Source organism: Labrenzia sp. R5_0 (assembly GCF_017743835.1).
Classification (GTDB): domain Bacteria; phylum Pseudomonadota; class Alphaproteobacteria; order Rhizobiales; family Stappiaceae; genus Roseibium; species Roseibium algicola.
Genome location: NZ_JAGHRK010000007.1, coordinates 242,605 through 254,488, shown reverse-complemented (window position 1 = coordinate 254,488; position 11,884 = coordinate 242,605). Strand labels below are relative to the sequence as shown.

Below are 11,884 nucleotides of genomic sequence, written 5' to 3'. Positions count from 1 at the left end.
GCCGACGGCGTTCTACCGACGTGATCACCTCAATATGCTGCTTCGTCATATGACTGCTCCTAGTGCTACCACTAGGACTGGCAGTCTTCAGCTTAAAGCCGCAAGACGGCCTTCACCGGAGGGGTACTCGGTGTCCGGGCTTGAAAGACCGGACATGCAAACCAGAGCTTTCCAAAGCGCCCATGCTCTGGCCCGTTGCCAGGTCTGATCATCTACCTCGCACGCATCCCGGAAAAGCTTCCGACTTTCGGAATCGAAATACGTCCAGGCCATAACGAAGTCACAGGCAGGATCACCGATACCGCAGGTTCCGAAATCTATGAGAGCTTTGACGACGCTTTTGGTGACGATGATGTTTCCGATCGCTACATCGCCGTGGAACCATGCTGGTCTGGCCGTCCAGGCTGACGTCATGCCACGCAGCCAGACCTCAAGGCACCGCACTGCGTCCACCTTGCTGCCGAGGATATCCAAACTCTTTTGAACTTCGTCGCCGTAAGCGCTGGGATGGCAACCGCGATAGAATGAGTGCTTGCCTGCAATGAACCCGCCACCCGTATCGATCGCTCTCAAATCGCACAGGGCTTTGCCAAGCGAAACCGCAAACGTTTCCGGATTCACACCGTCAGCGCTTTCAAGTGTATCTCCCTCGACCCAACGCCTTATCGACCAAGGTAGCGGAAATGTATCGCTTGGCAGGCCGACAGCGACGAAACTCGGCACTTCAACGGACAGATGCTCACCCAATACAGCCAGCGCATGCGCTTCTTTATTCACCGCTTCGGCATAGGATTCATTTCGTGGCAGACGCACGGAAAGAGCATCACCGAGCCTGAAGGTGGCGTTGTCCCAGCCCTGTTTGGAAACCGGTTCAATTGGTAGATGGTCAAGATGTGGAAACTGCTGGCGTATGAGAAGCGCAACTGTGTTTCGGTCGATTTCCATATTGTCCATGGTTGCTTTTCCAATCAAATCTAACCATTAAATCTAATCAAATCAGCATCTTATGCCAGCCAAATGCCCCCGGAAAAGAAGTCGTTGCCGAGTGAACATGGCTTTTGCGGCGGTTCAAAACCTGCCTCAAACGATGCCTCTCATCTCCGGTGGATCACAGATCCGGATTGGACACCCCTTCCCGCACAAGTTCATAAGCTACTGTTATTACGAGATTATTTTGCAAATAACTCTGCACTACTCTCAGCTAGCCTGAACCGCACACAGTATCGAAACGCCTGACGCCGGTGCTTATGTCTGTATGATATTGTTCTGATATGTCAGCAAGCGAACGTTACACGTTTCGAGAAGTGACCCCGGCAGATCTAGCTCTCTTGGCGGAATGGCAGTCGCGACCACATGTCCGTAAGTGGTGGGACACGGCCGAGCCCTTTACTGCGCAAAAACTCAAAGACACTCGGGTCAAGCGCTGGATTGTTGAGACAACCCAGCGCCCCTTCGCCTACTTGCAGGACTACAGCGTTCACGGCTGGGAAGATCACCACTTTTTCTCGCTACCCAAGGGATCTCGGGGCATCGATCAGTACATCGGCGAAGCAGACATGACAGGTAAAGGGCACGGCCCTGCGTTTATCGCGCAGCACCTGAAGGCACTGTTCGGGGCTGGCGTTCCAGTCGTTGCGACCGATCCCCACCCGGACAACACTCGTGCCATTTCAGCGTATAAGAAAGCGGGTTTTGAAGTGTTTGGTAGCTCCCAGGCGACACAATGGGGCTTGATACTCCCCCTGAAGGTCAGTTCATCAGGGTAAGGCGCCCGTTCGGTTTTTCCGGGCAGCATGGTGTTTCTAGATACCATCCCTGCCCCCTCTCCTTCGTCCTGGCGAAACGGTGCCATTTGCTAACAAAACTGTCTTATCGTGCGCTCAAACCGGGTCTCAGTGAATTGGACCCGAGTACGCCGCCAGCCAGACTTTGCGTAGCCACAATATCGCGCTATCGCTGATGCAGCTTTTGATTTGCATATTCGATTCTACCGGAGACCTTTTTTGGCCCATCTTTCTCAAAAACTGCGTGTAGCCATCCTGTTTGGCGGGCGATCTGCGGAACACGAAGTCTCGGTCCTTTCCGCCACAAATGTCATGAACGCGCTCGATCCTTCCAAGTATGACGCGGTTCCGGTCTACGTCACCCGTGAAGGACAATGGCTGTTGAGCAATTTTGAAAATGGACTTTTGAGCCGGCCGACAACAGGTATTGAAATCTGTCCGGTTCCAGGTGGCCGTGGCCGAGTGATTGCACTGGATGAAAACGGGTTGCCTCGTGACTTTGCCAAGCTTGACGCGGTCTTTCCCGTGCTTCATGGCCTCCATGGCGAAGATGGTGCGGTACAGGGACTTGCTGAAGTGGCCCGGGTTCCGCTCGTTGGATGCGGTATCGCAGGGTCTGCAAATGCACTCGACAAGGATCTTGCAAAACGGCTTCTCATCGAGGCCGGCCTCCCCACGGCCAAATCACTCACAATTCGGCCGGACGATGTGCCGAACTTCGAACTCCTGAAGCGTGAACTCGGTTTGCCTGTATTCATCAAACCTGCCCGCCAGGGTTCCTCGGTCGGTGTCAGCAAGGTTCAGACGGCAGACGACTTTGAGGCCGCGTTGAAGGAAGGGTTCAAGCACGACAACAAGCTTCTTGCCGAGGAGTTCGTTCTTGGCCGCGAAATCGAATTCGCGGTTCTGGAGGAAAGCGACGGCACGCTGTTCGTCTCCAGGCCGGGTGAAATTGTTCCTGCCGAAAGCCATGGCTTTTACACCTATGACGCAAAATATGTCGACGAAGACGGCGCGGCCTTGAAGGTGCCCGCAGATTTGCCGCACGAGGTCGAAGGCCGGATGCAGGATCTGGCGGCAAAGGCGTTCAGGGCCCTGGGATGCGACGGCATGGCCCGCGTCGATTTTTTTGTGACGCAGGAAATGAATATCCTGCTGAACGAACTAAACACCATCCCCGGCTTTACGAATATCAGCATGTATTCCAAAGCGATGGCTGCAAGTGGCGTCAGCTATCCGGAGATCATCGATCGTCTGATCACCCACGGCATTACCCGGGCAGAACGGGATATTTGAAACTTGGCCGTCATGCGCTCAAGGCAAGAACGTTCTTCACGAATTCTATGCCGATGTTGTCACCATCCCTGCGCACAAGGCGGCAACTTCTTTCAGCCTTTCCATCGTTGAAATGAAGTGTGAACTGGCTCGGAACATTTCCGGCATTAGCCAAATGGAGCCGTGCTCCGGTTTCGGAAATGTCCCTCACCGAACACTGCAGGCACTCATTGTCGCCAAACCTGATTTCGGCATGTTGATGAACGCGGGTTCGCTCGCTTTTCCGCCGGTTTTCCATGCCGACGACCCAATTGTCCAGATTGCTGCAGACGGACGCAACATTTTCGGATGCTAGCATCAACTTGCTGCTGATTTCGTCAGTCGCAGCGCATTGCTGTTCTGCTGCAGTTGATGTTCCCTGAACCAGTTCCTGCACTTCGGTGATTGACGACTGGATGGCCTTCAGCGCTTCATCTACAGCTCCCGCAACGGTCTGCATCTCCTCGATCTCGGCGAAAATGCGCGTTGTTGCTTGAGATGTCTGGCTCGCGAGATCCTTGACCTCGTTCGCCACAACAGCAAAGCCTCGTCCCGCCTCGCCTGCGCGGGCGGCCTCTATCGTTGCGTTGAGAGACAAAAGGTTGATCTGATCCGCAACTTTCGAAATCAGCTGAACGACATCGTCCATGGAAGCCGCAGCGTTGCGGAGAGTTTCGGTGGATCTTCCGGCTGCTTCGGAGCGGGTTTGCATGTCATCGACCGCCCGCTGCGCCTCGTCCATTCCACGCGACACATCTTGTGCAGAGCCGGTAATTTCCCTGGCAGAAGCAACTGTCTGCTCAACAGTTCCAAGTGTCTCCTCGGCGGCCGCAATGGCTGTCTGTCGTGACTTCATGTTCTGCGTAACGTCGGTGGCAAACTTGGTAATCTTGATGAGCCTACCGGACGCGTCGAAGATCGGATTGTAGGTCGCCTGCAGCCAGATAGGAGTGCCACTCTTGCCGTAACGCTGATAGATGGCCGACGTATGTTTCCCGTCCCCCAGTTCCTTCCAGAACGAGGCATATTCCTTGCTCTGTGCGTAATCGGGTGACACAAACATGCGGTGGTGTTTACCGACCACCTCAGCGGCAGAATACCCGGTCGTACGCAGGAAGTTTTCGTTCGCGTCGAGAATGATCCCTTCCCTGGTGAAGGAAATCATCGCCTGACTACGGCTGATTGCCGCAATCTGGCCTTCATATTCAGCGTTTCGAAGCTTTTCGGAGGTTACGTCGGTCGCAAATTTCACGACCTTGAACGGGTGGCCGGCAGCATCGAGGATCGGGTTATAGGAAGCCAGGATCCAGATATCCCTACCGTCCTTGTGCCGGCGTCTGAATTCGCCGCTCTGGTACGCCCCTTCTCCAAGCTTGCGCCAGAAAGCCTTGTATTCTGGCTTGTTCCGATCTTCCGGATCCAAAAACAGGCTGTGGTGCTTGCCCTTCACTTCCGAAAGTTCGTAACCGAGCGACTTCAGGAAATTCGAATTCGCATCGAGGATCGTGCCGTCCAGGTCAAATTGAATAACGGCTTGCGATCGGTTGATTGCGTCTATCTGCCCCTGGGCTTCAAGCGCCTTTCGTTTCTTCTCGGTAATATCGGTCGCGATCTTGACGATCTTCCGAACGGTCCCCGACCTGCTGATGACCGGATTGTAGGTTGCCTGGATCCAGACTTCCGTGCCTCCCTTGGCAATCCGGACAAATTCAGCTGATTGATACTCCCCCTTCGCCAAAGCCTTCCAAAGACGTTCATAATCGGACGACTTTGCATAGTCCGGATCGACGAACATCCTGTGATGTCGTCCCTTTATTTCATTCAACGAATACCCGAAGGTCCTGAGAAAATTCTCATTCGCTTCCAAAATTGTGCCATCGGGTTTGAATTGTATGATCGCTTGAGAACGACTAAACGCATCGACAATTTCTCGGCAGTCACTTTGCGGCAATAACAATGTCATAAGAAATCGCCTTTAGGTAGGTGTTTTCCCGTATCACACTAGCGACATCTTCTTGAATCTTTTTTAACGGGAACTATAGGTAAATATATCTAGGGTTGCTGCGCACATGTACGGCACGGACCTGTAATCGACGCCATGCTCTACGTCCGTTAACCGTCGTAACCACTTGAACGGCCGCGCATTTTCTTGATCTGACCACGTTGTTTCTTGGCGTCGAGACGACGCTTCTTGGATCCGAGGGTCGGTTTCGTGGCCTTGCGGGGTTTCGGCTTTTCCGTAGCCTTTCGAAGCAAGTCCAGCAAACGCTCCAACGCGTCTTCCCGATTCCGTTCGCGGGTCCGGAACCGATCCGCCTGCAAGACGATCTCGCCGCCCAGAGTCAGCCGGCTGCCTGCAAGCCTCGCCGCTCGCGTCTTGACGTCTTCTGGAAGTGTTTCATTGCCGGCAAGGTCGAATCGCAGTTGAACTGCCGTGGAGACCTTGTTGACGTTCTGCCCGCCAGGCCCGGAGGCGCGAATGAAATCTTCTGTGAGATCATCCTTGAGGATGAACAGGCGTCCGGTCACTGCAATCTTTAAAGCAGCAAAGGGATCGTCCGTCTCGCCGCTCATACCGCCTGATCGCTCTCGGTCGGCAACTTCAGGCCGACGCCGTTCAAGATAAGCGACGTCACCGCGGCTTCCGTTTCGGCCTGGAAGGCCGCGTCGGAAAGGTCCTTCCCGGTCAACGCCTTGATCTGCACCGAAAAGTCCGCGTAATGCTGGGTGGTTGCCCAAATCGTGAAGATGAGATGGACAGGATCGACACTTCGCATCTTGCCTGCCGCAATCCAGTCTTCGATCACCTGACTTTTTTCGGCCACCAAACGCTTCAGATCCGTTTGCAGGATCGGCAATATCTGTGGCGCGCCCTGCATCACTTCGTTGGCAAACAACTTTGAGGCTTCCGGAAACCTGGCAGACATTTCGATCTTCTGGCGAATATAGGCAGCCAGTTCCTGCGCCGGCTCCCCATCCGGATTGAGCGTTTTCAAAGGGGCAAGCCATACCTCCAGGATATGGGCCAGCGTCGCGCTATAGATCGCCTCCTTGGAGGAGAAATAATAGAGCAGGTTGGACTTCGACATTCCGGCATCTGCAGCGATCCGTTCAACTGTCGCGCCGGAAAATCCCTTCATGGAAAACTCGCCAAGCGCCGCCTCCAGAATCAGGGACCGGTTCTTTTCCTGGATCCGGCTCAGCCCGCCTGATTTAAAGGATGCCTGCGTCTGCTCGCCCAAATCCGCCATCTACCGTTCCGTCTTCTGCCGCGAAGGGTCGCAACCCTACACCCCAACCACACGGCATTTTTCCGGAAAAAACGCCGATTTCACAACTGGCAAGTTCAGCACCGGAGGGAATGACCAGAAATTAGTCATGACGACCGGATTTGCATCTTGACCATTTGGTCAAATCCCTCCTAGGGTAAATTGACCAGATGGTCAGAAGGCTAGTTGATTGATCCGTCCCTCGCAATGGGGATGTCTTGAACATACGGCAGCCATCGGCCAACTCGGGAATCCCGGCAACCCGGGGCGGCTGCAAGGCCAGACAGAGGATTTAGGCGAACGGGAAAGAGGCAAAAGCCCATCCGGAACGCCAGGGAACAGTGTGGGGAGAGGACCAGCGCAGTCGGCACTGCCGTTGACGCAGTGCGCGTGCTATTCCTTCCATCACAAATCAGCAACAGTCGGCCGCTTCAAGCACGAAGGGTCGCAAGGAGGACGTATGTCAGCATCGAGCCAGGCTGCCACCAACAATCTCGAAGCTTTCTGGATGCCGTTCACGGCCAATCGGCAATTCAAGCAGGCCCCACGCATGTTCGTGTCGGCCAAGGACATGCATTACACCACTGCCGACGGCCGCCAGGTTCTCGACGGCACGGCCGGCCTCTGGTGCTGCAACGCCGGTCACTCCCGTCCCAAGGTCGTTGAAGCGGTCCAGAAGCAGATTGCCGAGCTGGACTATGCACCCGCCTTCCAGATGGGCCATCCCAAGGCATTTGAACTTGCTGCGCGTCTCGCGGCCATGATGCCCTCCCCGCTGGACCATGTCTTTTTCACCAATTCCGGATCGGAAAGCGTCGACACTGCACTGAAGATTGCACTTGCCTACCAGCGCGCGATCGGACAGGGCACTCGCACCCGTTTGATTGGCCGTGAACGTGGCTACCACGGTGTCGGCTTTGGCGGCATATCGGTTGGCGGCATCGTCTCCAACCGCAAGACCTTCGGCACGATGCTGACCGGCGTCGACCACATGCGCCATACCCACGATCCCGAGCGCAATGCATTTTCCCGCGGCATGCCGGAAAACGGTGCTGAATATGCAGAAGAGCTGATCCGTATCATTCAGCTTCATGATCCATCGACCATCGCAGCTGTCATCGTTGAACCGGTTGCCGGCTCGACCGGGGTTCTGATCCCGCCAAAGGGATATCTGGAACGCCTGCGCGAAATCTGCTCGCAGCACGGCATTTTGCTGATTTTCGACGAAGTTATCACCGGTTTCGGTCGTCTGGGGTCACCGTTTGCGACTGACTTCTTCGGTGTAACGCCGGATCTTGTCACAACAGCGAAGGGCCTCACGTCCGGCGTCGTCCCGATGGGGGCGGTGTTCTGTACATCGGACATCTATCATACGTTCATGACCGGCCCGGAACACATGATCGAGCTGTTTCACGGTTATACCTATTCCGCGCATCCGCTCGCCTGCGCAGCCGCTCTTGCAACACTCGACACCTACGATGAAGAAGGCCTGCTGACACGTGCGGCTGACCTTGCTCAATATTGGGAAGACGGCCTGCATTCGCTCAAGGATTGCCCGAATGTCATCGACATTCGCAACCTCGGTCTGATTGGCGCAATCGAACTGACGCCAATTGCAGGGGAACCGACGAAACGAGCATTCTCGGCGTTCCTGAAGGCCTACGACGACGGGCTGCTGATCCGCACGACTGGCGATATCATCGCCCTGTCCCCGCCGCTGATCATTTCGAAGGAACAGATCGACGAGTTGTTCGGCAAGCTGCGCAGCGTGCTGAACGCCATCGACTGATACCCGGCAAGACAAGAGACAAAGACACGTTTTAGGAGACACAAGCATGGCAGCCCCCGGCGAAAACCTGAGGATCAACGCAGAACGCCTCTGGGACAGTCTGATGGAGATGGCAAAGGTCGGTCCGGGTGTTGCCGGTGGCAACAATCGCCAGACCCTGACCGATGCCGATGCCGAGGGCCGCAAGCTGTTCCAGAAATGGTGCGAGGAAGCCGGCATGGCCATGGCTGTCGACACCATGGGCAACATGTTCATGACCCGGCCGGGAACAGACCCGGACGCCCTGCCCGTCTATGTCGGCTCGCACCTCGATACACAGCCGACCGGCGGCAAGTACGACGGCGTTCTCGGCGTGCTCGGCGGACTGGAAGTCATCCGAACCATGAACGATCTCGGTATCAAGACCAAACACCCGATCGTGGTCACCAACTGGACCAACGAGGAAGGCACTCGCTTTGCACCGGCAATGCTTGCATCAGGCGTCTTTGCAGGTGTGCATACACAGGACTGGGCCTATGACCGGGCCGACCACGAAGGCTTGAAGTTCGGCGATGAGTTGAAACGCATCGGCTGGGTTGGTGATGAAGAAGTCGGTGCGCGCAAGACCAAGATGCACGCAATGTTCGAACTCCACATCGAACAGGGTCCGATCCTGGAAGCCGAGGGCAAGGATATTGGTGTCGTGACCCACGGCCAGGGCCTTTCCTGGACGCAAGTGACGGTAACCGGCAAGGACAGCCATACGGGCTCCACGCCGATGCCCATGCGCAAGAACGCCGGCCTCGGCATGGCCCGTATTCTTGAACTGGTCGATGAAATCGCCTGGTCGCATGCTCCACATGCTGTGGGTGCAGCCGGCCACATCGAGGTTTTCCCGAATTCACGAAACGTGATCCCCGGCAAGGCTGTCTTCACGATCGATTTCCGCTCTCCGGATCTTGCCGTCATCAAGGATATGGAAGATCGCCTGAAGACAGGCGCCAAGAAGATCTGCGATGACATGGGACTGGACGTCGAATTTGAAAAAGTCGGCGGTTTCGACCCGGTAGAATTCGACAAGGGCTGCGTCGAGGCGGTTCGCAACGCTGCCGAGCGTCTCGGATATTCCCATCAAAACATCATTTCCGGCGCGGGTCACGATGCCTGTTGGATCAACAAGGTCGCGCCAACCGCGATGATCATGTGCCCCTGTGTCGACGGTCTGTCGCACAACGAGGCAGAAGAGATTTCCAAGGATTGGGCCAAAGCGGGTGCTGACGTCTTGTTCCACGCGGTGGTCGAGACTGCGGGGATCGTGGAATAACACAAACATCGGCCAACCTGTCGCGTCAGCGACCGGATTGAACGAACACCTGACTGCCCCGGACCTGAACCGAGGCCCGTTACAGGGAAATGAGAGGAACATGACTTTTAATGGAAAGGCATTGGCAATGGTCTGCGCCCAGTTTTGGGCCGCAGCACCTGCCTTTGCCTTTTCCGTTGGAGACAGCTGGGACTGGCAACTCACGGAGCCGGTCGATCTCGACAGGAATGTCAGGGTTCTGGATCTGCACCCAGACCTTGTGACGCCGGATGACCTGGCAGCTCTCAGGCAAAAAGGTGTCCGCACCATTTGCTATGTCAGCATCGGAACCCTGGAAAACACCTCCGAGGATTTCAACGCATTTCCGGACGACGTGCTCGGCAAAACCTATGAAGACTGGCCGGACGAGCGTTTTCTCGATATCCGCCGCCTCGATGTCCTGCTTCCCATCATGAAATCCCGTTTCGAGGCCTGCAGGAACGAGGGTTTCGACGCGATTGAACCTGACAACATGGACGTTCATGACAACGACAGCGGGTTTCCGATCACCGCGGACGACGTTGTTGCCTATGTCGCCAGACTGGCCACCATTGCCCATTCGCTCGATCTCGGCATCGGGCAGAAGAATGTGCCCGACCTGACTGCCGATCTGATCAACCACATGGACTTCCTGATCGCCGAAAGCTGTTTTCAGGACAAATGGTGCGACGACGTCAACGCCTATGTCCGGGCAGGCAAGCCGATCTTCGATGCAGAATACACGGACCGGCCGATAGACTTTCAAGAAGCCTGCGAATTCGCAGCGCAGCAGAACATTGCGATGATCCTGAAAGACCGGGATCTGACGTCACCGGTACAAACCTGTCCATGAGGCAGGCTGACGAAGGAAATTTCCGGTGCAACGCACCGGACGAGTGAACAAACGAGAAGGGGAACACAAATGGCCAGCAAAGTGATCAAGGGCGGTACGGTTGTAACTGCCGATCTTTCCTACGAAGCCGATGTGAAAATCGAAGGTGGCCGCATTGTCGAAATCGGCCCCAACCTGTCTGGTGACGAAACCCTGGATGCGACCGGCTGTTACATCATGCCGGGTGGCATCGATCCGCACACCCACCTCGAAATGCCGTTCATGGGCACATTCTCTTCAGACAACTTCGACAGCGGCACACGCGCCGCGTTGGCCGGTGGCACGACCATGGTCGTTGATTTCGCCCTGCCTTCGCCCGGCCAGTCGCTGCTGGAAGCCCTGCAGATGTGGGACAACAAGTCATCAATGGCCCATTGCGACTATTCCTTCCACATGGCGATCACCTGGTGGGGCGAACAGGTCTTCAACGACATGCAGACCGTCGTCCAGCAGAAGGGCATCAACACGTTCAAGCACTTCATGGCCTACAAGGGCGCCCTGATGGTGAATGACGACGAGATGTTCGCCTCGTTCTCACGCTGCGCCGAGCTTGGCGCCCTTCCTCTCGTGCACGCGGAAAACGGCGATGTCGTCGCCACCTTGCAGCAAAAGCTGCTGGCGGAAGGCAACAATGGCCCCGAAGCACATGCCTATTCCCGCCCGCCGGAAGTGGAAGGCGAGGCAACCAACCGCGCCATCATGATCGCGGATATGGCTGGTGTACCGGTCTATATCGTTCACACGTCTTCGGAACAGGCGCATGAGGCCATTCGCCGGGCTCGCCAGAACGGCATCCGTGCCTATGGCGAACCGCTTATCCAGCATCTGACGCTGGATGACAGCGAATACAAGCACGCCGATTGGGACCACGCCGCACGCCGGGTCATGTCGCCTCCGTTCCGCGACAAGAAACACCAGGACAGCCTCTGGGCAGGTCTCGCTTCCGGCTCCTTGCAGGTGGTTGCGACTGACCATTGCGCATTCTCCACCGAGCAGAAGCGCACCGGTGTCGGCGATTTCACCAAAATCCCGAACGGCACCGGTGGTCTTGAGGACCGGATGCCGATGTTGTGGACATATGGCGTGAATACAGGTCGCCTGACGCCCAATGAATTCGTCGCAGTCACTTCAACCAATATTGCAAAAATCTTGAATATCTATCCGAAAAAAGGAGCAATTCTGGTTGGCGCAGATGCCGATCTTGTTGTCTGGGATCCCGAAAAATCGAAAACCATTTCCGCCTCCAGTCAACAGTCCGCCATCGACTACAACGTCTTCGAAGGCAAGGCCGTCAAAGGGCTGCCGCGCTACACACTCACCCGTGGCCGCGTTGCAGTGGAAGACGGCACCGTCAACCACAGCCAGGGCCATGGCGAATTTGTCGCCCGCAAGCCGTATCAGGCCGTCAACAAGGCACTAAGCACGTGGAAGGAACTGACGGCACCGCGTAAGGTGGAACGCACCGGCATTCCCGCCAGCGGCGTCTGATCCAATCCGGCCCCGCCTTTCAAACAG

10 protein-coding genes are annotated in these 11,884 nt (G+C 56.0%); 6 read left to right on the top strand and 4 right to left on the bottom strand.

All coding sequences use genetic code 11. From position 1 onward, the window contains the following. Positions 1–87: 87 nt before the first annotated feature. The gene (locus J7447_RS27790) at positions 88–954 is read right to left on the bottom strand and encodes an aminoglycoside phosphotransferase family protein (RefSeq protein ID WP_209171532.1); all 867 of its coding nucleotides are present in this window, start codon (positions 952–954) and stop codon (positions 88–90) included. 317 nt (positions 955–1,271) lie between these two features. Here J7447_RS27790 and J7447_RS27785 point away from each other — a divergent pair, with 317 nt between their 5' ends. Together J7447_RS27785 and J7447_RS27780 are read left to right on the top strand one after the other, a co-directional pair. Next, a complete protein-coding gene (locus J7447_RS27785) occupies positions 1,272–1,766 on the top strand; it encodes a GNAT family N-acetyltransferase (RefSeq protein ID WP_209171531.1) in 495 nt (164 codons plus the stop codon). A 237-nt stretch (positions 1,767–2,003) separates the two neighbouring features. Continuing rightward, positions 2,004–3,080, top strand: coding sequence for a D-alanine--D-alanine ligase family protein (locus J7447_RS27780; RefSeq protein ID WP_209171530.1), 1,077 nt, complete (start codon positions 2,004–2,006; stop codon positions 3,078–3,080). A gap of 10 nt (positions 3,081–3,090) precedes the next feature. Here the strand turns inward: J7447_RS27780 and J7447_RS27775 are convergent, their stop codons facing one another. The 3 genes from J7447_RS27775 to J7447_RS27765 form a co-directional block, all read right to left on the bottom strand. Further along, positions 3,091–5,061 carry a PAS domain S-box protein gene (locus J7447_RS27775; RefSeq protein WP_209171529.1) on the bottom strand — a complete coding sequence of 657 codons (1,971 nt, stop codon included), beginning with the start codon at positions 5,059–5,061 and terminating at the stop codon, positions 3,091–3,093. A gap of 149 nt (positions 5,062–5,210) precedes the next feature. Continuing rightward, positions 5,211–5,672: an alternative ribosome rescue aminoacyl-tRNA hydrolase ArfB gene (gene arfB, locus J7447_RS27770; RefSeq protein ID WP_209171528.1), complete on the bottom strand. Its 462-nt coding sequence runs from the start codon at positions 5,670–5,672 to the stop codon at positions 5,211–5,213. Then, positions 5,669–6,349 (bottom strand): TetR family transcriptional regulator C-terminal domain-containing protein, encoded by a 681-nt coding sequence (locus tag J7447_RS27765; protein WP_022998598.1) that lies wholly within the window; start codon positions 6,347–6,349, stop codon positions 5,669–5,671. The genes arfB and J7447_RS27765 overlap by 4 nt, the downstream gene beginning before the upstream one ends. A 478-nt stretch (positions 6,350–6,827) precedes the next feature. Here J7447_RS27765 and J7447_RS27760 point away from each other — a divergent pair, with 478 nt between their 5' ends. The 4 genes from J7447_RS27760 to hydA all read left to right on the top strand — a co-directional run bounded on the left by J7447_RS27760 (position 6,828) and on the right by hydA (position 11,857). Further along, positions 6,828–8,156 carry an aspartate aminotransferase family protein gene (locus J7447_RS27760; RefSeq protein WP_022998597.1) on the top strand — a complete coding sequence of 443 codons (1,329 nt, stop codon included), beginning with the start codon at positions 6,828–6,830 and terminating at the stop codon, positions 8,154–8,156. A 46-nt stretch (positions 8,157–8,202) separates the two neighbouring features. Next, the gene (locus J7447_RS27755) at positions 8,203–9,459 is read left to right on the top strand and encodes a Zn-dependent hydrolase (protein ID WP_209171527.1); all 1,257 of its coding nucleotides are present in this window, start codon (positions 8,203–8,205) and stop codon (positions 9,457–9,459) included. Between the two features lie 100 nt (positions 9,460–9,559). Further along, complete coding sequence (locus J7447_RS27750) at positions 9,560–10,330, top strand: endo alpha-1,4 polygalactosaminidase (protein WP_152506516.1); 771 nt, start codon at positions 9,560–9,562, stop codon at positions 10,328–10,330. Between the two features lie 69 nt (positions 10,331–10,399). Continuing rightward, positions 10,400–11,857 carry a dihydropyrimidinase gene (hydA, locus tag J7447_RS27745; protein WP_022998594.1) on the top strand — a complete coding sequence of 486 codons (1,458 nt, stop codon included), beginning with the start codon at positions 10,400–10,402 and terminating at the stop codon, positions 11,855–11,857. Positions 11,858–11,884: the final 27 nt, after the last annotated feature.